17 protein-coding genes are annotated in these 21744 nt (G+C 65.8%); 7 read left to right on the top strand and 10 right to left on the bottom strand.

Translation table 11 applies throughout. The features are described from left to right. Positions 1-104 precede the first annotated feature (104 nt). Positions 105-929 carry an exodeoxyribonuclease III gene (gene xthA, locus CFK21_RS04055; protein ID WP_096365010.1) on the bottom strand — a complete coding sequence of 275 codons (825 nt, stop codon included), beginning with the start codon at positions 927-929 and terminating at the stop codon, positions 105-107. Positions 930-1049: 120 nt separating this feature from the next. On the opposite strand from xthA, the gene CFK21_RS04050 reads away from it, so the two are divergent. After that, positions 1050-1352, top strand: coding sequence for a hypothetical protein (locus CFK21_RS04050; protein ID WP_096365008.1), 303 nt, complete (start codon positions 1050-1052; stop codon positions 1350-1352). 75 nt (positions 1353-1427) lie between these two features. On the opposite strand, the gene CFK21_RS04045 is transcribed toward CFK21_RS04050, so the two are convergent. Genes CFK21_RS04045 through ampD form a run of 3 tightly spaced genes read right to left on the bottom strand, consistent with a single transcriptional unit; the run spans position 1428 to position 3429 of the window. Further along, positions 1428-2045, bottom strand: coding sequence for a histidine phosphatase family protein (locus CFK21_RS04045; RefSeq protein WP_231971559.1), 618 nt, complete (start codon positions 2043-2045; stop codon positions 1428-1430). After that, on the bottom strand, positions 2042-2857 hold the full coding sequence (gene ampE / locus CFK21_RS15475) for a regulatory signaling modulator protein AmpE (RefSeq protein WP_231971558.1): 816 nt from the start codon (positions 2855-2857) through the stop codon (positions 2042-2044). Before ampE ends, CFK21_RS04045 begins: the two co-directional genes overlap by 4 nt. After that, positions 2854-3429 carry a 1,6-anhydro-N-acetylmuramyl-L-alanine amidase AmpD gene (ampD, locus tag CFK21_RS04040; RefSeq protein ID WP_096367482.1) on the bottom strand — a complete coding sequence of 192 codons (576 nt, stop codon included), beginning with the start codon at positions 3427-3429 and terminating at the stop codon, positions 2854-2856. The genes ampE and ampD overlap by 4 nt, the downstream gene beginning before the upstream one ends. Positions 3430-3576: 147 nt before the next feature. Between ampD and CFK21_RS04035 the strand changes: the two genes are divergently transcribed. Continuing rightward, entirely contained in the window at positions 3577-4242 is a 666-nt protein-coding gene (locus tag CFK21_RS04035) for a TIGR04211 family SH3 domain-containing protein (protein WP_157745340.1), read from the top strand. Between the two features lie 287 nt (positions 4243-4529). Here the strand turns inward: CFK21_RS04035 and ilvD are convergent, their stop codons facing one another. Continuing rightward, entirely contained in the window at positions 4530-6212 is a 1683-nt protein-coding gene (ilvD, locus tag CFK21_RS04030) for a dihydroxy-acid dehydratase (RefSeq protein WP_096365002.1), read from the bottom strand. Positions 6213-6477: 265 nt separating this feature from the next. Here ilvD and CFK21_RS04025 point away from each other — a divergent pair, with 265 nt between their 5' ends. Then, positions 6478-8049 (top strand): methyl-accepting chemotaxis protein, encoded by a 1572-nt coding sequence (locus CFK21_RS04025; RefSeq protein WP_096365000.1) that lies wholly within the window; start codon positions 6478-6480, stop codon positions 8047-8049. 92 nt (positions 8050-8141) lie between these two features. Here CFK21_RS04025 and CFK21_RS04020 read toward each other — a convergent pair whose 3' ends face one another. Both CFK21_RS04020 and CFK21_RS04015 read right to left on the bottom strand, forming a co-directional pair. Further along, the gene (locus CFK21_RS04020; RefSeq protein ID WP_096364998.1) at positions 8142-9629 is read right to left on the bottom strand and encodes a RimK family protein; all 1488 of its coding nucleotides are present in this window, start codon (positions 9627-9629) and stop codon (positions 8142-8144) included. 149 nt (positions 9630-9778) lie between these two features. Then, on the bottom strand, positions 9779-10879 hold the full coding sequence (locus CFK21_RS04015) for a GNAT family N-acetyltransferase/peptidase C39 family protein (protein WP_096364996.1): 1101 nt from the start codon (positions 10877-10879) through the stop codon (positions 9779-9781). 299 nt (positions 10880-11178) lie between these two features. Between CFK21_RS04015 and argE the strand changes: the two genes are divergently transcribed. The 4 genes from argE (at position 11179) to CFK21_RS03995 (ending at position 16238) form a co-directional block, all read left to right on the top strand. Further along, the gene (argE, locus tag CFK21_RS04010; protein WP_096364994.1) at positions 11179-12342 is read left to right on the top strand and encodes an acetylornithine deacetylase; all 1164 of its coding nucleotides are present in this window, start codon (positions 11179-11181) and stop codon (positions 12340-12342) included. Between the two features lie 64 nt (positions 12343-12406). Beyond that, entirely contained in the window at positions 12407-13723 is a 1317-nt protein-coding gene (gene argA, locus CFK21_RS04005) for an amino-acid N-acetyltransferase (RefSeq protein WP_096364992.1), read from the top strand. 191 nt (positions 13724-13914) lie between these two features. Next, positions 13915-14856, top strand: a complete 942-nt coding sequence (locus CFK21_RS04000) for a metallophosphoesterase (RefSeq protein WP_096364990.1) — start codon at positions 13915-13917, stop codon at positions 14854-14856. Next, positions 14853-16238 carry a class II fumarate hydratase gene (locus tag CFK21_RS03995; RefSeq protein ID WP_096364988.1) on the top strand — a complete coding sequence of 462 codons (1386 nt, stop codon included), beginning with the start codon at positions 14853-14855 and terminating at the stop codon, positions 16236-16238. Before CFK21_RS04000 ends, CFK21_RS03995 begins: the two co-directional genes overlap by 4 nt. 198 nt (positions 16239-16436) lie before the next feature. On the opposite strand, the gene CFK21_RS03990 is transcribed toward CFK21_RS03995, so the two are convergent. The 3 genes from CFK21_RS03990 to gspF all read right to left on the bottom strand — a co-directional run bounded on the left by CFK21_RS03990 (position 16437) and on the right by gspF (position 21683). After that, positions 16437-18746, bottom strand: a complete 2310-nt coding sequence (locus CFK21_RS03990; RefSeq protein WP_096364986.1) for a PKD domain-containing protein — start codon at positions 18744-18746, stop codon at positions 16437-16439. A gap of 288 nt (positions 18747-19034) precedes the next feature. Next, positions 19035-20240 (bottom strand): MFS transporter, encoded by a 1206-nt coding sequence (locus CFK21_RS03985; RefSeq protein ID WP_096364984.1) that lies wholly within the window; start codon positions 20238-20240, stop codon positions 19035-19037. 222 nt (positions 20241-20462) lie between these two features. Next, positions 20463-21683, bottom strand: coding sequence for a type II secretion system inner membrane protein GspF (gene gspF, locus CFK21_RS03980; RefSeq protein WP_096364982.1), 1221 nt, complete (start codon positions 21681-21683; stop codon positions 20463-20465). Positions 21684-21744: the final 61 nt, after the last annotated feature.

The raw sequence follows: 21744 nt of genomic DNA, 5'->3' as shown, positions 1-21744 counted from the left end.
GGGATATACCGGGCTTAAGATAGCAGGAAACGCGGCGGGAAACCGCGTCGGGATCACAGAATTCCGGCACGGGGTGAAGAGGAGGCAACCACCCCCCTCACTGCTCACCCTTCAATCTCCACCCACACCGGACAGTGATCCGAGGGCTTGTCCATGGCGCGGATATCATAGTCGATACCGGCGTCCACACAGCGCTCCATCAATGGCGGGGTGGCGAGCACGAGATCGATGCGCAGGCCACGCCGGGGATCACGCTCGAAGCCGCGGCTGCGGTAGTCGAACCAGCTGAACAGATCGTCGGTGTCCGGATGGCAGCCGCGGAAGCTGTCCACCAGTCCCCAGTCGATGAGTTTCTGGTACCACTCGCGCTCCTCGGGCAGGAAGCTGGTCTTGCCCTCGCGCAGCCAGCGTTTGGCATTGTCCGGCCCGATGCCGATATCCTGATCCAGCGGCGCGACATTCATGTCCCCCATCAGTACCAGGTTCTGCCCGGGGGAATATTCCTGCTCCAGGTACTTGAGCATGTCGGCATAGAACCGGCGTTTGGCCGGGAACTTCACGGCGTGGTCGCGATTCTCGCCCTGCGGGAAATAGGCATTGACGACCGTGATCTCGTCGCCGCCGGGCAGTGCGTAGGTGCCGCTCACCACCCGGCGCTGGGCGTCCTCGCCATCGAAGGGATAACCGCAGCGGGCGGCCTTGACCGGCAGGCGCGACAGCAGGGCCACGCCATAATGACTCTTCTGGCCGTGATAATGGACCTCGTAGCCCAGTTCGCTCACGGCATCGACGGGGAAGTCCGGATCCTGGACCTTGGTCTCCTGCAGCCCGATGACAGCCGGCGCATGGATCTCGCGCAATGCCTGCAACTGGTGCATCCGCGCCCGGATGCCGTTGACATTGAAGGAAACCAGCTTGAGTTTGGCCATGAGCTTTGCCTGTTGCCTGCCGTCGGGAGCGGTCATTCTACCTGTGCCGGAGCGGGGGATACCAATCCCCGGGGCCCCCGGCGTAGAATGCCGGGCCGCGTCAGAAGTGAGGAGTGAGGAGTGAGGAGTGAGGAGATACTGGAGCGGCTGCTGAAGCTGGTTGCCAGGCTGTATGCGGAAACCGAAGGATTCGAACACCACAGCGAGGATGCCCAGCTGTGGTACAACCGCGGCTATGCCAACGGCATGCTGGCCGGACTGATCGAACACGGCCACAGTGATGCCATCCGCGCCGCCGGCATCAGCCCCGACCCCGCAGACCTGGTCACCGACCAGGCCCTGCTGCCCTGGGGCAAGGCCCATACCCACGGTTACGAGGTGGGCTACCGGGAAACACAGGAGGTAATGGGGACGGGGGCGTAGGATGGGTGGAGGCGCCGGGCGCCGCAACCCATCGCAGAGAGGCTCAATGATGGGTTGCGCTGCGCTTCCCCCATCCTACCCGCTCCTGCCCTGCCCCACCGGCAGCGCCAGCGAGGCCCCGCGCGCGCTATCGAGCTCGATCCGGGCCATCCCGGCATAGGGCACCTTGATGCGCTGCAGGGCCGCGGGCGGCAGCGCCAGCACCCGACCGATCAGGGCGCGGATGGTGCCGGCATGGGCGACGATCAGCACCGACTCACCGCGACAGCGCTCGACGCAATCGCCCCAGCCCGCATCGACGCGGGCAATGAACTCCGCCAGCGGCTCCGCACCCGGCGGCCGGCCGCCCACCGGGTCGGCGCGAAAGCGCGCCAGTTCGGCCGGGACCTCCTGCTCGAGTTCGGCGGTTGTGCGACCTTCCCAGCTGCCGAAGCCGATCTCCTTGAAACGATCCTCATAGTCGAGCGGCAGCGCGAACCGTTCGGCCAGGGCCTCGGCAAAGGCCGCACAGCGTGCCAGCGGCGAACTGATGATGCGGATCCAGGGCGGCGCCGCGCCGACCGCGGCCCACATCTGCAGCCAGCCGGTCTCGCTCAGGGGGTCGTCGCGCTGACCGCGGTAACGCCTGCCGCCCACCGGCTCGCCGTGGCGCAGCAGATCAAAGCGTGCGCCGGGTTCAGCGCCTGCACTCACGCCAACCAGTCCGCCAGGGTCAACAGCGCCAGCAGCGCCAGCCAGGCCACGCCGGCGCGGACCAGATAGCCGCGGGCGCTTTCCAGCGCCGTAGCCGGCCCGGTACCGGACTCCAGTTCCATGCTCTCCAGCGCCACCTCGGCGGCGAATTCCCGCGAATCGTCGAAGGGATCGGCCGGAGCGCATTCACGCCAGGCGGCCAGGGTGGCATCGAAGTTGCCGATCAGCGCCCCGGTGGCGGCGAGCAGCCGCGCCGGCAGCCAGTCGAGCAGGGCCTGCAGCTGCCACACCGCCAGACCGAAGTCGTCCTCCTCGCCATCCTCGCGTGCCGCCAGCAGCTGAGTGAGACGATAGAGCAGCGCCCCGACCGGGCCCAGCAGGGCAAACCAGAACACCACCCCGAACAGCCGCACCAGGGCTTCCCGGATCAGGGCGCCGGCCAGGGTCTCGCCCGTCGGCGTACCGGTCAGGCCGAACGCTGCCAGCGACTCCGGTCCGGCGCCGCCGATGCCCAGGTCCGCGCCCAGCCGCCGCAGGTCGCCCAGCAGATCCCGCGGCCCCAGACACAGCAGCAGCACCGCCAGGCCGATCAGCCAGTCCAGGGGTTCCAGCAGTTCCAGCAGCAGCCAGGTGCCCAGCAACCAGGGCGCAAGCAGCGCCACCAGTCCGCCCCGGCCCAGCAGCCAGGGTTGGGTGAAGCGACTGCGGAAGGCGTCCGTGTAGGCATGGAAACGCTCCACGGGCCGCCACTGCGGCAGCTGTGGCCACAGACGCTCAAGCCCCAGTGCCAGCAGGATAATGAGAAATTTCATGACGTATCTCCCTGGGCCAGGCCGCCGGCGGGGGCGAGCAGGCCGGCCAGGTGCGACCAGTCGAAGGCCGGGCCGGGGTCGGTCTTGCGCCCCGGCGCCACATTGCAGTGACCGACGATACGCCCCGGGGTGATGGCCGGCCAGGCCGCCTGCAGGACGGCGATCACCTCGGCCAGACGCGTATATTGCGTCGTGGTGTAGGGCTGTTCGTCAGTGCCTTCCAGCTCGATGCCGATGGAATAGTCGTTGCAGGCCTCGCGCCCGCTGAAACAGCTGCTGCCGGCATGCCAGGCCCGACGGGTGAAGGGCACGAACTGGATCAACTCGCCGTCGCGGCGCAGCAGCAGATGGGCCGAGACCCGCAGGTGGGCGATCTCGCGGAAATAGGGATGGACATCGGGGTCCAGTCGGTTGCAGAACAGCCGCTCGATCCAGGGCCCGCCGAAATCGCCCGGCGGCAGGCTGATACCGTGGATGACCAGCAGCGAAATGTCCTCCGGGTCGGGACGTGCGTCCTGGTTGGGGGATTCCACCCGGCGGACGTCGTCCAGCCATTCTCTGTTTGGTTGCAGTCGCAATTGCCCCTCCACCGGCGGAGAATTTTCAATGCAGTCCTGATATCCTACCGCAAACGCCGGGCCGTGAAAGGGTTCAGGTTCCCGCATCCCCTGCATCGCCTACAATCTGCCCGGACCAACACCGGATTCAAGGGAGCCAACGTGAAAGCCTTCGTATGGACATTGCTGATCGGCCTGCTCGCCACCCCCGCCCTGGCCGAGACCCGCTACGTCAGCGACCAGCTGGAGATACCCCTGCGCAGCGGCACCAGCACCCAGCACCGCATTATCCGCATGCTGGACAGCGGTACACCGCTGGAGGTGCTGGAGGTGAACGCCGACGCCGGCTACAGCCGGGTACGCGCCCCCAGCGGTGTCGAAGGCTGGGTACTGAGCCGGCTGCTGATGGACATCCCTTCGGCCCGCGACCGCCTGGCCCGGGCCGAGAAGAAACTGGCCGAACTGCAGGCCGCCGAGCGCGAGCGGCTGGAGAACCTGAGCAACCTCAAGAGCGAGAAGGGCAGCCTGGAAGGCAAACTCAGCGCCCTGCTGGAGGAGAACAGCCGACTCAAGCAGGAACTGATGGAGATCCGCCGCACCGCCTCCAGCAGCCTGGCCATCGCCGAGGAGAACAAGGAACTCAAGAACCGGATGCTGCAGATGGAACGCGAGCAGCAGCGGCTGGCGCAGGAGAACGAGGCCCTGAGCGACCGCACCAAGCGCGACTGGTTCATGGTCGGCGCCGGCGTGATCATCGTCGGCATCATACTCGGCCTGATCCTGCCGCGGATCCGGGTGAAGAAGCGCTCCAGCTGGGATACGTTGTGATTCAAGTGCTCAACGCAGAGAACGCAAAGCCCACCCTACGTCCTGTAATTCAAGTCGCGTAGGTCGGGTTAGCACCGCGTAACCCGACAAAGCCATCCCTGCCCCTTGTCGGGTTACGCCCTGCCGGGCTAACCCGACCTACTCCCTGTAATTCAAGTTCTCAACGCAAAGCTATAAACGGAATTTCAGCCGTCGCCGGTCGCGAAGCGACACGGCAATGGCGGGGTTAGCAGCAACAACTCTGCGGCCTCTGCGCGCCTTCGCGTCTCTGCGTTGAATATTTTTATCTACTCGTCCGTCACACAGCCGTGTGAAGCATCCTTGACCACCTTGATGTACTTGTACAGGGTGCCGCGGGTGGCCTTGTAAGGCGGCATGGCCCACTCGGCGCGACGCTGGTCCATCTCCGCGTCGCTGACATCCACGCTCAGGGTATTGGTCTCGGCGTCGATGGTGACCACGTCGCCATCACGGATCAGACCCAGCGGGCCGCCCTCCTGCGCCTCGGGCACGATGTGGCCGATGATGAAGCCGTGCGAGCCGCCGGAGAAGCGGCCGTCGGTGAGCAGGGCCACGTCCTTGCCCAGGCCCGCGCCCATGATGGCCGAGGTCGGGGTCAGCATTTCCGGCATGCCGGGGCCGCCCTTGGGGCCCTCGTAGCGGATCACCACCACGTCACCCTTGTCGATCTCGTTGTTCTCCAGCCCCTTGAGCATGTCCTCCTCGCAGTCATAGACCCGGGCCGGTCCGGAGAAGTGCAGCCCCTCCTTGCCGGTGATCTTGGCCACCGAGCCGCCCGGGGCCAGGTTGCCCTTGAGGATGCGGATGTGGCCGGATTCCTTGATCGGGTTGTCCAGACTGTGCACCACCTGCTGCCCCGGTTCCAGGTCGGGCAGCCCGGCCAGGTTCTCGGCAATGGTCTTGCCGGTCACAGTCAGGCAACTGCCGTCGATCAGGTCGTTGGCCAGCAGGTATTTCATCACCGCCGGGATGCCGCCGGCGTTGTGCAGGTCCTCCATCACATACTGGCCCGAGGGCTTGAGGTCGGCGATGAAGGGGATGCGGTCGGAGACCTTCTGGAAGTCGTCGAGGGTCAGGTCCACGTCCACCGCGCGGGCCATGGCCAGCAGGTGCAGCACGGCATTGGTCGAGCCGCCCAGGGCCATCAGCATGACCATGGCGTTCTCGAAGGCGGCCCGGGTCATGATGTCGCGCGGCTTGATGTCGCGCTCCAGCAGCACCCGCATGGCCGCGCCGGCGCGTCGGCACTCCTCGATCTTGGCCGGATCCACCGCCGGGGTGCAGGAACTGTAGGGCAGCGACATGCCCATGGCCTCGATCGCCGAGGCCATGGTGTTGGCGGTGTACATGCCGCCGCAGGCGCCGGGACCGGGGCAGGCGTGCTGGACGATGTCCCGGCGTTCTTCCTCCTCGATCTTGTGCGCCAGGAAGGCGCCATAGCTCTGGAAGGCGGAGACGATGTCCAGGGTCTCGCCGTGGCTGTGGCCGGGCTTGATGGTGCCGCCGTATACCATGATGGAGGGCCGGTTGAGTCGGCCCATGGCGATCAGGGCGCCGGGCATGTTCTTGTCGCAGCCGGGCAGCACGATCAGGCCGTCGTACCACTGGGCGCTGACCACGGTCTCGATGGAGTCGGCGATGATGTCGCGCGACTGCAGCGAATAGCTCATGCCCTCGGTGCCCATGGAGATGCCGTCGGAGACCCCGATGGTGTTGAAGCGCATGCCGACCATCTCCGCGCCGATCACGCCCTCCTTGACCTGCGCCGCCAGGTCATTGAGGTGCATGTTGCAGGTGTTGCCCTCCCACCAGACGCTGCCGATCCCGATCTGGGCCTTGTCCATATCGGCCTCGCTCAGGCCGGTGCCGTAGAGCATGGCCTGGGAGGCGCCCTGGGACTTGGGCTGGGTGATGCGGGAACTGTAGCGGTTGAGCCTGGTGCTGGTCATCGGGGTCTCCGGGTCCGTGTGGGCTGAAAGCGACTATTGTACGAAACCGGCAGGTCGCGCACACCTGCCGCGCTTTCAGATGCATATAATCTATATGTTACAGGAAATTCAATTTTTATCCGCACTGAACGCTACCTCCATCGAATACAGGCACGAAGCTTGCCTGATACGAAACACGACCCCAGACACATGCCGCCGGCCGTCCTCCTCCCGATCCATTGCGGGCGCCGGCGGCACCTTGGCAACACTTGACTGGAAGGCACCCATGCGCAAAAACCTGCCCGTAACCGGCACGGAAATCAGCTTTGCTCCCGACGCCCGGATCGTCTCCACCACCGACCTGGACAGCCGCATCACCCATGTGAACGCCACCTTCGTCGAGGTCTCCGGATTCTCCGAACAGGAGGCCCTGGGCGAGCCCCACAATCTCGTCCGTCATCCGGACATGCCGTCGGCGGCCTTCGAGAACCTGTGGTCGCACCTGAAATCCAACACCCCCTGGCTGGGCCTGGTCAAGAACCGCCGCAAGAACGGGGACTTCTACTGGGTCAGCGCCTACGTCACCCCGGTCTACGACCAGGGCCGGGTGGTGGGCTACCAGTCGGTGCGGACCCTGCCGGAGGCCGATGACCGGGACCGGGCCGAGAAGTTCTACGCCCGACTCAACCGGGGCGGCAATCCCTTTCCGGCCTGGCGGCGCATCGGCGCCCGGGGGCGCAACTTTGCCGGCATCGCCGCGCTGCAGGGGCTGACCACCCTGGGTCTGGCCGGACTGACCGGCGCCGGCGGCGCTGCCACCGGCATCATGCTGGCCGCCGGGCTGGGCGCGGGCTTTGCCCTGGCCCACGGCCTGACCCGGCGTCTGCGCCGGGTTGCCGCCGAGTCGCGGAGTTTCAGCGACAATCCGCTGGCCAACCACGTCTACGGCGGCGATCTGGACGAGGTCGCCCAACTCGCCACCGCACTCAAGACCCAACAGGCGAAGATCAACACCATCCTCGGTCGGGTCGGCGACACCGCCGGCGGCCTCTCCCACACCGCCAGTTCCACCGCCGCGGCCTCCGACCAGACCCTGAACGGCGCCCAGGCCCAGCAGGCCGAGGTCGACCAGGTGGCCTCGGCGGTCAACGAAATGGCCGCCACGGTGCAGGAGGTGGCCCGGAACACCTCGGTGACAGCGGAGGCCGCGAAAACCGCCCAGCAGGAGGTCGCCACCGGCAAACAGGTGGTCAACGCCACCGCTGCCACCATCGAGCGTCTGACCGGCGAGGTCGGCCAGGCTGCGCAGACCATGGAATCCCTGCGCAGCCAGACCGATGACATCGGCACCGTGATCGACGTCATCAGCGGCATTGCCGAGCAGACCAACCTGCTGGCGCTCAACGCCGCCATCGAGGCCGCGCGGGCCGGAGAACACGGCCGCGGCTTCGCCGTGGTGGCCGAGGAGGTGCGGGGGCTGGCCACCCGCACCCAGCAGTCCACCGGCGAGATCCAGTCCATCATCGAGCGGCTGCAGGGCGAGGCCAAGTCGGCCGCCGCGGTGATGGAGCAGGGTCAGAACACGGCGCATGAAAGTGTCGAGCAGGCCCAGCAGGCCGTGGCATCGCTCAACACCATCAGCGACAACGTCGCCACCATCTCCGACATGGCCACCCAGATCGCCACCGCCGCCGAGGAACAGAGCGCAGTGGCCGATGAGATCAATCGCAACGTCACCAACATCAGCGACGGCGCCGGCCAGACGCTGGACGCCGCGCGCCAGAGCGCCTGTGACGCCACCCAGTTGGCGGAGATGGTGCACACCATGGAGAGCATGCTGAAGCAGTTCGGGGATTGAGGCAGTAGGATGGGTGAAGCGAAGCGCAACCCATCACCGGGATAACCGATGGATTGCGGCGCAAGCGCCTCCACCCATCCTACTCGACCACCCTACACTCCCCCCTGCTTCCGGCTGTCCAGCCGCCGCACGAACTCGCGCAGGATCAGGCTGTAGAGTTCGTCCTTGAGAAAGGCATCCTCCACTCCGGCCTCGAGATTGGGATTGTCGTTGACCTCGATGACATAGACGCCGCCCTCGTTCTGCTTCACGTCCACCCCGTACAGGCCGTCGCCGATCAGGTTGGCCGCCTGCAGCGCCACCGAGACCACCTCCGCGGGCGCCTCCCCCACCGGCCAGGCCTTATAGCCGCCCTCGGAGAAACGCCCGCCGGGACCGTGGTTGACGATCTGCCAGTGCTGGCGCGACATGAAGTACTGGCACACGAACACCGGCGTGCGATTGAGAATGCCCACCCGCCAGTCGAATTCGGTGTACAGGTATTCCTGGGCCAGGATCAGTTCCGAGTCGCGGAACATGCGGGCACATATCTGCTGCAGTTCGCCGCGATCCCCGGCCTTGAACACGCCCAGCGAAAAGGAACCGTCCGGCACCTTCAATACCACCGGGTAATCGAACTGGTGTTCGACGATCTGGGCCACCCGCTTCTCGTCGCGCTTATGCAGGATGCGGGTCAGCGGCGTCGGCAGGCGGTTGGCCTGCAGCAGTTCGGTCAGGTAGACCTTGTTGGTGCAGCGCATAATGGAAACCGGATCGTCGATCACCACCATGCCCTCGCTGTCGGCCTTCTTGGCGAAACGGAAGGTATAGTGATTGATCCGGGTGGTATCGCGGATGAACAGGGCATCGTACTCGGCCAGCCGGGCATAATCGCGGCGGGTGATGAGATCCACTTCCACCCCCAGCTTCTTGCCGGCCTTGACGAACTGCTTCAGCGCCCGTGCATCCGAGGGCGGCAGCGGATCATCCGGGTTGTGCAGGATGGCCAGGTCGTAGCGGCTGGCGGCGCGCACCCGCGGCGAGCGCCAACGCCGGCTCTGGTAGCGGGTGAAGGCCGCGGCCAGCATCTCGACCTGCTCCGGGTCGAGCCGGTTCAGGGCCAGCGGCCGGATGGCCGCGATCTGCCAGCCGCCCTGGTACTGAAAGGCCACCTGCAGCAGCGGACAGGGGAAGGTCTCGAACAGCTGACGCGCCAGGTTGCGCAGCTGGCGGTGGATGCATTCGCCGAAGAAGATATCCAGGGTAAAGCTTTCGGACTCGGAGCGCTCCAGGCGTCGCAGCGTCTTCTCCACTGCATCTTCCAGATCCTCCATCTGCAGGCTGTAGATGGCACGGGCGCTCAGATCCAGCAGGGTATTCACCGCGGGCAGCACCCGGTGCCCACGCGCCTCGGCCAGCAGCGAACAGTAATAGCCCGCGCTCTGATAGCGGTAGCTGCGGCACAGGTTGATCACCTGCACCTGACGCATCTGCAGATAGCGCGGATCGGACAGGTAGTCGTCCACACTGATGACCGTGGCTTCCGGCAATTCCGGATGCCAGTCCTTCAACTGGTCAACGACGATGAGATGTTTGGCCATGACGATTCTTTATATCAAGTGAGGGGTGAGGAGTAAGGAGTGAGGAGAAAACCCGGGCAGTGGTTACCACCCCCTTCGATGCGTCATCCCGGCCTGCGCCGGGATGACGACTTGAAGGGAGGACGGCCCGCCACTCCAACTCCAACCCCTCACTCCTCACGCCTCTTAACCATAATCGCCGCCCGCTGCACCGACTTGCCATAACGCGCCATCCGCTCGAAATCGGATTTCAGGATCGGCATGTTGATGCAGTCCATGCGGGTCTTGCCCTTTTCGTAATCCACGTAGGGATCGTGTACGTAAATGAAGCTTTCGTCGAACCCGGTCACCACCACCCAGTGCGGAAACTTCTCCCGGTAGATGCGGTAGGAACTGATCAGCACCAGCGGGATGCCGCCGGCCTCGAAGCCGGCCTGCAGTTCAGCCACCGACAGCGGCGCCTCGTACAGCCGGATCGGCAGGGTTTCGATCTCATCCAGGAAGTCTTCGTTGACCAGCCGGATCACCTCGCGCTTCTCCTCGCTGCGCACCGAATCCAGGAACATGGCCGCGGCCGAGGACAGATACAGGTCCACATCGAAGCCACGGTGATAGGCCGACAGCGCCAGGCCCTGCGGGCCACAGCCCCCGTGCCCCGAGGTCATGAATACGGTGGTGGACTCGCGCCAGATACGGATTTCGGTGCGACGACTGAGTTCGATGGTGTCATCCAGCGACTTCATCGCCATCATCAGGGCCGCCGGCCCGCAGGTGAAATCCAACGTCTGCTCGTAGTAGGGCACCCGCACCATGTCCGGCCGCAGGCTGGGGATCAAACGCTTTTCATAGCGTAGCGCTTCCATATGATCCTCGTAGTAGTCATCGAAGGTGCCGAAGCGACGGTAGCCGAGACGCTCGTACAGGGCGATGGCGGCGGCATTGTCAGGCCGCACCTCCAGGCGCATGTCCACGCAGCCGCGACCGGTCGCCTCGACCTCCGCCGCCGTGAGCAGGGTCTCCGCCAGGCCGCGGCCGCGTGCCGCCGGATCCACCGCAATGGAATACAGCCGCGCCAGCGAGGTACCGGCATGGAACAGCACCAGCGCATAACCCAGCAGCTGGTCCACATCCCCGGTCGTCACCAGGGTGGCGGCATTGGCCCGGGTGAGCATATAACGGAACTGGCGCCGCGACAGGCGATCGCTGTCGAAACAGCGGTTCTCGATAGCAACCAGGGCGTCGATGTCCTGCAGTGTAGCGGGGCGTATCATGTCACTCGATCCGGAAGACCCTGCCGATTATCGCCTGTTCCCCGGCAACCGCCAGCAATTCTTTTCGGGCGGTAGAGCGATGGCGGTGAAAACCTCAACGCAGGGGCGCAGGGGCGCAGAGACGCGGGGATCGCGAAGGAATTCATAAAATTATAAGCACCTCTGATCTGGGAGGGATTACCGCCGACGACAAGCCGTTCGGAGCATAATTGACTCTGCGGCCTCCGCGTCTCTGCGCCCCTGCGTTGAATGTTTCTCGACGCTTGAATCAACCCCGGCAGCGGCGGAGAATCGGAGCCATGCACACCTCCCCGCCCGACCTCATGGACATGCTCACCGCCCTGATCGGCACGCCCTCGATCAGCAGCGTGAACCCGGACTTCGACCAGGGCAACCGGCGGGTGGTGGAACTGCTGGCCAGCTGGCTGGATGACCTGGGCTTTGCGGTCGAGGTGCAGTCCCTGCCCGGGCATGCCGACAAAGCCAACCTGATCGCCCGGCTGGGCACGGGCGAGGGCGGCCTGGTGCTGGCCGGCCATACCGACACCGTGCCCTGCGACCCGGAACTGTGGACCCACGATCCCTTCCGGCTCACCGAGGCCGACAATCGCCTGTACGGCCTCGGCACCTCGGACATGAAGTCCTTCCTCGGCCTGGCCGTGGAAGCCGCGCGTGAACTGCACACCCGAACGCTCAAGGAGCCCCTGTACATCGTCGCCACCGCCGACGAGGAAAGCTCCATGCTCGGCGCCCGCACCCTGGTGGAATGCGGCCGGCCGCGGGCGCGGCACGCCATCATCGGCGAACCGACCGGGCTGCGCCCGATCCGCACCCACAAGGGCATCCTGATGGAGGCCATTCGCCTGCGCGGCCGGTCCGGCCACTCCAGCGACCCGGCGCTGGGCGTGAACGCCCTGGAGGGCATGCACCGGGTACTGGGCGAGATCCTGGGGTGGCGCGAGGATCTGCAGGCGAAATACCGCAACCCGCTGTTCAAGGTACCCGTACCCACCCTGAACCTGGGCCACATCCACGGCGGCGACAATCCCAACCGCATCTGCGGCGAATGCGAACTGCACATCGACCTGCGCCCGTTGCCCGGGATGAATCTGGATGACCTGCGCACCGAGCTGCGCAGCCGTCTGGAACGGCTGCTCGCCGACAGCCCGCTGAAGCTTGATGTCATCCCCCTGTTCGAGGGCACCCCGGCAATGGAAACCCCGGCCGATGCGCCCATCGTGCAGCTGGCCGAGCGCCTGACCGGCGCACCGGCCGAAGCGGTCGCCTTCGGCACGGAAGGCCCCTATTTCAACCAGCTCGGCACCCAGACCGTCATCCTCGGCCCCGGCGACATCGACCAGGCCCACCAGCCGGACGAGTACCTGGGCCTGGAGCGGATTGCCCCGACCCTGGACCTGCTGGAGCAGTTCATCATCAGCTGCTGCCTCGCCCCGGCGCGCTGAAAGCTTTACACTTCACGGATCAATCAGATATTTATACCGCCACACCGTGCAGCAAGGGCAAGCCGTGTCGAATAACAAACCAGACGAATGCACCTTCACCCAGGCCTTCCGCCACGCCGCCCCCTATATCCACAGCCACCGCGGCCGCACCTTCGTCATCGGCTTCGGCGGCGAGGCGGTGGCCGACGCCGGCCTCATCCACGACCTGGCCCTGCTCTACAGCCTGGGCATCCGGCTGGTGCTGGTCCACGGCGCACGCCCCCAGATCGAGGCCCATCTCAAGGCGAGCCGGACCGAGTTCCGCTACGCCCACGGCCTGCGCATCACCGACGACCAGGCCCTGGTCGCGGTCAAGCAGGCCGTGGGCAGCGTGCGGGTCGAGATCGAGGCCCGCCTGTCCATGGGGGTGGCCAACACGCCCATGTCCGGTGCCCGCATCCGGGTCACCTCCGGCAACCATGTCACCGCCCGGCCGCTGGGCGTGCGTGATGGCGTCGACTACCAGCACACCGGCGAGATCCGGCGCATCGACGGCGCCGCCATCCGCCAGGCCCTGGACGACCAGCACCTGGTGCTGCTCTCCCCGCTGGGCTACTCGCCCACCGGCGAGGTGTTCAACCTGCACGCCGAGGAGGTCGCCACCGCCGCGGCCATCGAACTGCAGGCCGACAAGCTGATCCTGATCACCGAGGACAAGGGCCTGCGCGACAGCCGCCGGCAGCCGGTGCGTCAACTCACCCCCGCCGGCGCCGGCCGCCTGCTGGAGACCCGGCGCCGGCTCGACGAGGACATGCGCCGGCATCTGGACAGCGCCGTGCAGGCCTGCAGACGCGGCGTGCGGCGGGCCCATCTGGTCCCGCGGCGGATCGAGGGCGGCCTGCTGCAGGAGCTGTTCACCCGCGACGGCGTCGGCACTTTGATCACGGCCGAGACCTATGAAGGGCTGCGGCCTGCGAGCATCAACGACGTCGGCGGCATCCTGGAACTGATCGCGCCGCTGGAAGCCGAGGGCGTCATGGTGCGGCGCTCGCGTGAGCGGCTGGAGATGGAGATCGAACGCTTCATCGTGGTCGAGCGCGACGGCATGATCATCGCATGCGCCGCCCTCTACCCCTACCCGGACGAGGCCATGGGCGAACTGGCCTGCCTGGCAGTGCATCCGGACTACCGCAGGGAGGGCCGCGGTGACCAGCTGCTGGAATCCATCGAGCACCAGGCCAAAGGGCTGGGGCTGATCACGCTGTTCGTGCTCACCACCCGCACCGCGCACTGGTTCCAGGAACGCGGCTTTCTGCAGGGCGAGGTGGCCAAGCTGCCGATGAAGCGGCGCGATCTCTACAACTTCCAGCGCAACTCCAAGGTGTTCTTCAAGGCCCTGTGAGGGCGCCGGATCCTGCAGCAGGAAAAGATTCGCCACGAAGGACACAGAGAACACGAAGTAGAAGGGCAAGCCCCCTTCCCGTCATCCCCGCCTGCGCGGGAATGACGAAATGATCATGCCACTGGAAATTATGCAATGATTGTGTAACTTCGTGTCCTTTGTGGTGATTCTTTAATCTTTAACTTCGAAAAATGACGGAAACGGACAGCATTCATCTCCTGCAGATCACCGACACCCACCTCTATGCCGATCCCGGGGGCCGGCTGAAGGGGGTGCGCACCGACCGCAGCCTGAGCGCGGTCATCGACCAGGTACTGGCCACCGCCCCGCCCTTCGAATTCGTGCTCAGCACCGGCGACCTGGTGCATGACGACTCCGATGCGGCCTATGACCGTTTTCGCGGCCACCTGCAGCGGCTGGGCCGGCCGGTGTTCTGCCTGCCGGGCAACCACGACGAGGTGGAGAAGCTGCGCCGGCACCTCAACGACGAGACCTTTCACTGCAACCGTTCACTGCGCGTCGGCCCCTGGCTGCTGGTGTTCCTGGACTCCAGCCTGCCGGGCAGCGCCGGGGGGCACCTGGCCGAATCCGAGCTCGACGCCCTGGACCGCAGCATCCGCGGCCACGACGCCCGCCACGTGCTGATCTGCGTCCACCATCACCCGCGCCCGCTCGGCAGTGCCTGGCTGGACACCATGGTCATCGACAACGGCGACGAGCTGCTGCGCCGCGCCGTGCGCCACGGCCGGGTCCGCGGTATCCTCTGCGGCCATATCCACCAGGAATACGACGCCGAGTTGCAGGGCATGCGGCTGCTGGGTTCTCCCTCCACCTGCATCCAGTTCCTGCCCGGCAGCGATGACTTCGCCCTGGATCCGGCCCCCCGGGCTGGCGCTGGCTGCGGCTGCAGCCGGACGGCAGCATCGACACCGGCGTGGTGCGGCTGCCGGCGCCGACCGATGTACTGGACCCGGATGCGGAATATGGTTAACGCAGAGACGCGAAGGCGCAGAGGACGCAAAGAAGATCTTATAATGTTCATTATCTCATTAACTCTGCGATCTCTGCGCCTCCGCGTCTCTGCGTTGAACAAGGCGATCCGGATTCCACCAACGCACGGACCGACACCATGACAGATCAATCAGGCTTCCGCACCGAACGCGACAGCATGGGCGAGGTGGCCGTCCCGGCCGACGCCCTGTACGGCGCCCAGACCCAGCGCGCGGTGGACAACTTCCCCATCAGCGGGCTGCGGATGCCGCCGGACTTCATCCATGCCCTCGGCCGCATCAAGGCCTGTGCGGCCCGCGCCAATGCCGAACTGGGTCAGCTGGAACCGGCCATCGCCGACGCCATCGCCGCCGCTGCGGACACGGTCGCCGCCGGCGCGCATGACGACCAGTTCCCCATCGACGTGTTTCAGACCGGCTCCGGCACCAGCACCAACATGAACGCCAACGAGGTCATCGCCCGTCTTGCGAGCGAGCGCGCCGGCACCCGCATCCATCCCAACGATCACGTCAACCGCGGTCAGAGCAGCAACGACGTCATCCCCACCGCCATCCATGTCAGCGCCCGACTGGCGGTTGAGCAGCGGCTGCTGCCGGCGCTGGAGCATCTGGCCACCACCATCGAGGACAAGGCGCGCTCGCTGGAGGGCATCGTCAAGACCGGCCGCACCCACCTGATGGACGCCATGCCGGTCAGCTTCGCACAGGAACTGGGCGGTTGGGCGCAACAGATCCGGAGCAGCGGGCGGCGCATCGGTGACACCCTGCCGCGGCTGGAGCGGCTGGCCCAGGGCGGTACCGCCGTGGGCACCGGCATCAACGCCCATCCCGATTTCGCCGCCCGCTTCTGCGAACAACTCGCTGCTGCGACCGGCATCCCCTTCCGTCCGGCGGAGGATTTCTTCGAGGCCCTGTCCTGCCAGGATACGGCGGTCGAACTGAGCGGCCAGTTGCGGGGCGCGGCCGGCGCCCTGCTCAAGATCGCCAACGACCTGCGCTGGATGAACAGCGGCCCGCTCACCGGTCTGGGCGAGATCAGCCTGCCCGCGCTGCAGCCCGGCAGCAGCATCATGCCCGGCAAGGTCAATCCGGTGATCAGCGAGGCGGTGATCATGGCTGCGGCCCAGATCACGGGCAACGATGCCACCATCGCCTGCGGCGGTCAGTGGGGCAGCTTCCAGCTCAACACCATGCTGCCGGTGATCGCCCTGAACCTGCTGCAGAGCATCGAACTGCTGGCCAACAGCGCCCGCGTACTGGCGGACAAGGCCGTTGCGGATTTCAGGGTGAACGCCGACCACATCCGCGCCGCCCTGGACCGCAACCCGGTGCTGGTCACCGCGCTGAACGAACGCATCGGCTACGAGAAGGGCGCCGAGATCGCCAAGCGGGCCTACGCCGAGGGCCGGGCAGTGAAGGACGTGGCAAGGGAGATGACCGACCTGTCGGAGGCGGAACTGGACGCCTTGCTGGATCCGGCGCAACTGGTCCGGCCGCAGCAGTGATGTAGGTCGGGTTACGCTGCGCTGACCTGACCTACAGGCTGATGGGAAGAGCCATCACCAGTGAGTCCGGATGTCATCCGGTTTTTGCCTGCCACCCGTCATCCCGGCATGCGCCGGGATGACGGGCACTGGTGAATTCCGTTCGACGACCGAGGCGGTATCTACAGATATTTCATCTTACCGTTGTTATATCACGGCTCAGCGGCTCGGCGCCCAGTTCAGCGGCTTGTAGACCCAGATCCGGCCCTCGTCGATGTTGTGGTTCACCCCCAGGTACACGTCGTACTCGGGGATGTACTCCCACTTGCCCAGGATGCCGCGGAAGGGACCGGCGGTGGGCACTTCGGGACTGGCGGCGGTGTTGGGCGCCTTCATCATGCTCCAGCCGGCGCTGCTGGCCTGGTTGGGCGGAATCAGGATCCAGACATCGGCGTAGCCGTTCCAGAGCAGGTAACGGTCGCGGACCGGGTCATAGTCCAGGCCGAAGTCGTCACGCTCCAGGCGTCCGGTCGGATAGCCCGCATCGAGGAACACCGGCTCGAACTGCACCGGCGGGTTGTCCGGCCCGGCCTGGTTCAGATCCCAGAACCAGAAGCCCTCGCCCGCCGTGCGCACATAGATGTTGCGCAGCGGATCGTAGGCACCGGCACCCTGACGGCTCCAGATATCCCCCACACCGCGGGTACCCACCAGATCCAGCACGTCCTGACCGGCATCGTCCGGATCATGGACACTGTACTTCCACACCCCCGCGCCGGTATTGAAATAGATTACGTCGATGCCGTTCTGCACCACCACATCGGAGGTGCCGTTGATGAAGGTCTTCTGCAGCAGGTCGATGCTGAGCTGACTGGTCGAACCGGTGATGAGGCTGTCACGGTTCTCCCACATCCGGCCGCCCTCGACCTGGGTATACACCTCCGGCTTGACCTGCGAGCCGGTGGTGCCGCCCACCTTGTCCGCATCGGCCAGGCTGGGATCCCAGAAATAGGGACCGGTCTTGACCAGTTCGTCATCCACCAGCTTGACGAAGTTGCCGCTGCCATAGGCCGCGCCGCCGAAGGTCACGAACCGGTCGGCCACCGGCAGGTAGTCCGAGTTGTCGTAGGTATGCGAGGAGATGGGGGCATTGAACACCCCGTCGATGGCCTCGTAGTGATAGTCCCCTATACCCAGCGGCTGGCAGACGATGTCGCTGGGCAGCGAGGCGCGCTCCCAGCGCATGGTGGAAGTGCGGAAGCGATACACCTCGTTGCCGGCATAGTTGGCATGACCGCCGCCCCAGAAGATCAGGTCACCCCGGTTCGGATCCCAGGCCATGGAGCTCCAGGCGCGCAGGATGGCACGCGGGCTGCCGGGGATGGTGGAACCGTTGCAGTACTCCGGCTGTACCCGCTGATCCTCCGGGGTCCAGACGTCGTCGAAGCGGTTCAGGTTCAGGCGCTGCCAGGTCCCTGCCTCCATCGGCTGCAGCATGTCCATGAACAGATCGCCGCTCGGCTGCAGGGCGCTGACCGTGATGCTGTCCGGATCGCTGTCCAGCTGGCCGTCGTTGACCACCAGGCTGAACCGGTAATCCCCCGCCACGTCGGCGACGAACTGCGGCATCACCGCGGCCGGATCGCTGAGCATGGCCAGGCTGCCGTCGGGCCGGCTGATCAGGCTCCACTGGTAGCTCAGGGCATCGCTGTCGGGGTCGTAGGAGGCCGAGGCGTCCAGCGTCACCGTGTCGCCCGGCGTGACGCTGAAATCGCTGCCGGCATGGGCCACCGGCCGGGCATTGAGCGTGGTGATCTCGATACTGTCGGAGGCACTCGCACCGGCACCGTCATAGACGGTGAGTTCAATCCGGTAGGTGCCGTGCAGGTCCGGCACCAGACTGGCCTGATCGCTCCAGGCATCCAGCAACTGGGCCGCGCTGCCCGAGGGTGCTGCCGCCAGCGTCCAGTGGTAATGCAGCACGTCGCCATCGTCGTCATAGGATCCGCGTCCGTCCAGCACGACATATTCGCCGGGGTATGCCGTGGTGTCGGGCCCCGCCGCGGCCAGGGGCGCAGTGTTGGTCAGCGCCGGCGTCCAGCCGGTCGGACCTGGCATCTGGAAGAACATTGATTTCAGCAAAGCCAGATCGGCAAAGTTGACTGCCCCATCCCCATTCAGATCACTCTCTGGATCGGCAGTAAAAAATCTGGACTTCATGTAAGCCAGATCGGCAAAATTGATTGCCCCATCATTGTTGAAATCGGGATCGCACATATTGCCGTAGCCATCGGCATCGGTATCGATCTGATCGGGATTGGCCACCAGCAGGCAGTTGTCGCAGGCATCCCCCACGCCGTCCTGGTCGCTGTCGAGCTGATCGGACGCCGGCAGCATGGGACAGTTGTCCGCAGCCTGGCCGGTCAGGGGGAGCAACAGCAGGGCGGATAGCAGCGCGGTGGACAGGAGACCGGCGCGGCGACCAGCGCCCTGGATGAATGACGGAAAGAACAGGCCTGAACCGGACATGATTCGACTCCCACTTTTTGAATTATTCGAAGGGACAGACGGCGGTTGCCGCCCTGCACCCGGGATTTTCCCGGGAGTATATACCAGTGACGTCAAATTGACACGCACTGGGGCACGCACCAAAAACAGGTTCAACCCATTGAAATAAAAGTGAATCGATCCACGGGCCCGGACAGGCCCGCCAAAAGCCCCTGATTTTCAAGTCGATATTTTTCACGGATGGTCAGGAACGCCGCTCCACGGCGCGCGTCCGCCAGCGGCCCCTCTGAGTCCGGTCTTCCCCCGTCATCACGCCTCGCGCCGGCGGCCCAGATAGCCGCGGTAATACAGGGCGAACCCCAGGCATACCGCCCCCAGCAGCAACACAGTGAGTTGCACGCCCAGGCCCTCGGCCAGAGCGCCGGCGAGCAGGTTGCCGACCGGTGACATGCCGATGAAGACCACCGAGAACAGCGACATCACCCGGCCGCGCAGATTGTCCGGCGCCGACAGCTGCAGGAAGGTATTGGTGGACGCCACCAGCGTGGTGATGGCGTAGCCGGTCACCACCACCAGCGCCAGCGCGCCGCCGACCCAGGGCATGTAGGCGAACAGCATCAGGGCAGCGGCCAGCAGCAGGCCGGCACCGGCAATCAGTCGCTCCAGCCCCTCGCCCTTTTCCCGCTGGGCCAGCCGCAGGGCGCCGGCCAGTGCGCCCAGTCCGGCCACGCCGACCAGCAGTCCGAGCAGGTCGGAGCCGCCGCCATAGACCTCGCGGGCGAACACCGGCATCAGCACCAGGTAGGGATTGGCGAACAGGCTGACCGCGCCGACGATCATCAGGGCGTAGCGCAGGTCGGGCCGCTGCCAGGCGAACCTCAACCCGTCCCAGATGCCTTCCTGACGCCGCTCCAGCTTCTCGGGCGTGACCGGCACGCGGATGCGCAGGATGGCCAGGATCACGGCCAGGAAGGACAGGGCATTGAGCAGGATCACCGGGCCCTCGCCCCACAGGGCGATCAGCCAGCCCGCCAGCATCGGTCCGAGGAAGCGGGCGAAGTTGAAGGTGCTGGAATTGAGCGCGACCGCATTGTGCAGATCCTCCTTCGCCACCAGCATGGCGACCAGGGTGTGCCGGGCCGGGATCTCGACTGCATGCACCAGGCCCAGCAGCAGCGCCAGCAGCATGATCCACTCCACCGTCACCAGGCCGGTCACGGTCAGCAGCCCCAGGGTCAGCGCCTGCAGGCAGGCCAGTACCTGCGCGCCCAGAAACAGCCGGAACCGCGGCAGTCGGTCGGCAATCACGCCGCCGAACAGGCCGAACACCAGCACCGGCGCCAGGCTGAGAAAGCTCACCAGCCCGAGCATGAAGCTGGACTCGGTCAGCCGGTACACCAGCCAGGCCTGGGCCACGTTCTGCATCCAGGTCCCGTTGAGCGAGACCAGCTGGCCGAAGAAATAGATCCGGTAATTGGAATGCCGCAGCGAGCGGGTCAGGCGTTGCCAGCGCATGGGACGGATGTCTTCACTCGGAAAGGATTCACCACCAAGGACACGAAGAGCACAAAGGGATATGAATGGTGCTCACTGAGCTACCCGGCCCTTTGAATCGTCATTCCGGCGCAGGCCGGAATCCAGTAACCGCGGTGGTATCTGGATCCCGGCCTGCGCCGGGATGACGTATATCGTATTTTTGTGTTCTTCGTGTCCTTGGTGGTGAAGGATTTGCGCATTTCAGCGCACCATCTGGTTGAGATCGAAGATGGGCAGCAGGATGGCGAGCACGATCAGCAGCACCAGCACGCCCATGAGCACGATCAGCAGCGGCTCGAACAGGGCCATGATGGTCCCGATCAGGGTTTCCACCTCGCGTTCCTGACTGATGGCGGCGCGTTCCAGCATGGCTTCGAGCTGGCCGCTGGTCTCGCCGCTGGCGATCAGGTGCAGGGTCATGGGCGGGAAGTAACCGCTGCGCTGCATGGCGGCCTGGATGCTGGAGCCCTCGCGCACCCGCCGCGCGGCCTCTTCCACCGCCTCGCGCATGGGCTCGTTGACGATGACCTGGCCGGCGATGCGCAGCCCTTCCAGCACCGGCACGCCGCTGCTGACCAGGATGCTGAGCGTGCGCGCGAAGCGTGCCGTGTTCACGCCCTTGACCAGGCGCGAGATCAGCGGCAGCGACAGGTACAGCCGGTGCAGCCGGCGCCGCGGCCCGGGTTGGCGGAACAGCCAGCCGCCGCCGATCACGCCCAGCACCAGCAGGATCAGCACCAGCCAGCCCCAGTGCTGGAAGAAGTCGCTGATGGCGATCAGGATCCGCGTCAGCAGCGGCAGCGTCTGGCCGATGTTGTCGAACACCTGCACCACCTGCGGCACCACGTAGACCAGCAGCAGCCCGACCACGGTCAGGGCCATGACGGTCAGCATCACCGGATAGAACAGCGCCATCTGGATCTTCGAGCGCATCTGCTGACGCGCCTCGGTGTAGTCGGCCAGGCGTTCCAGCACCAGGTCCAGATGACCCGACTGTTCGCCGGCCGCCACGGTGGCACGGTAGAGTTCGGGGAAGACGTGCGGAAAATCACTCAGGCCGCCAGCCAGGCTGTGGCCCTCCATGACCCGTGCGCGCACGGCCAGCAGCAGGTTGCCCAGCCGCGGCTTCTCCGTCTGCTGGGCCACCGCCCGCAGGGATTCCTCCAGCGGGGTACCGGAGCGCACCAGGGTGGCGAGTTGGCGGGTGAGCAGGGCCAGATCGGTCGCGCTGGCCCCGCGGCGCAGCCCCAGGCCACGCGGCCGGCCGCGACTGGATTCCTCCTGCGCCACCGGCTCCACCGCCATGGGCGTGAGCTGGCGCTCGCGCAGCTGCTGGCGCACCTGGCGGGCGGTATCGCCCTCCAGCACGCCGCGGCGTTCGCGGCCTTTGATATCCAGTGCGGTGTATTCGAATGCGGGCATTATTACTCAGGAGTCAGGATACAGATCTACATGAACCTCCCCCGTGTTACGTCATCCCGGT

Source organism: Thiohalobacter thiocyanaticus, assembly GCF_002356355.1.
In the GTDB taxonomy this organism is placed as follows: Bacteria; Pseudomonadota; Gammaproteobacteria; order Thiohalobacterales; family Thiohalobacteraceae; genus Thiohalobacter; species Thiohalobacter thiocyanaticus_A.
This window is presented reverse-complemented; position numbering and strand designations above follow the sequence as displayed.

Bases quoted from the DNA above. Each gene is read 5' to 3' on its own strand.
- xthA (WP_096365010.1), bottom strand. From the start codon at position 929: ATGGCCAAACTCAAGCTGGTTTCCTTCAATGTCAACGGCATCCGGGCG.
- ampE (WP_231971558.1), bottom strand. From the start codon at position 2,857: ATGAAATTTCTCATTATCCTGCTGGCACTGGGGCTTGAGCGTCTGTGG.
- ilvD (WP_096365002.1), bottom strand. From the start codon at position 6,212: ATGACCAGCACCAGGCTCAACCGCTACAGTTCCCGCATCACCCAGCCC.
- CFK21_RS04025 (WP_096365000.1), top strand. From the start codon at position 6,478: ATGCGCAAAAACCTGCCCGTAACCGGCACGGAAATCAGCTTTGCTCCC.
- CFK21_RS04020 (WP_096364998.1), bottom strand. From the start codon at position 9,629: ATGGCCAAACATCTCATCGTCGTTGACCAGTTGAAGGACTGGCATCCG.
- CFK21_RS04015 (WP_096364996.1), bottom strand. From the start codon at position 10,879: ATGATACGCCCCGCTACACTGCAGGACATCGACGCCCTGGTTGCTATC.
- argE (WP_096364994.1), top strand. From the start codon at position 11,179: ATGCACACCTCCCCGCCCGACCTCATGGACATGCTCACCGCCCTGATC.
- CFK21_RS04000 (WP_096364990.1), top strand. From the start codon at position 13,915: ATGACGGAAACGGACAGCATTCATCTCCTGCAGATCACCGACACCCAC.
- CFK21_RS03995 (WP_096364988.1), top strand. From the start codon at position 14,853: ATGACAGATCAATCAGGCTTCCGCACCGAACGCGACAGCATGGGCGAG.
- CFK21_RS03990 (WP_096364986.1), bottom strand. From the start codon at position 18,746: ATGTCCGGTTCAGGCCTGTTCTTTCCGTCATTCATCCAGGGCGCTGGT.
- CFK21_RS03985 (WP_096364984.1), bottom strand. From the start codon at position 20,240: ATGCGCTGGCAACGCCTGACCCGCTCGCTGCGGCATTCCAATTACCGG.
- gspF (WP_096364982.1), bottom strand. From the start codon at position 21,683: ATGCCCGCATTCGAATACACCGCACTGGATATCAAAGGCCGCGAACGC.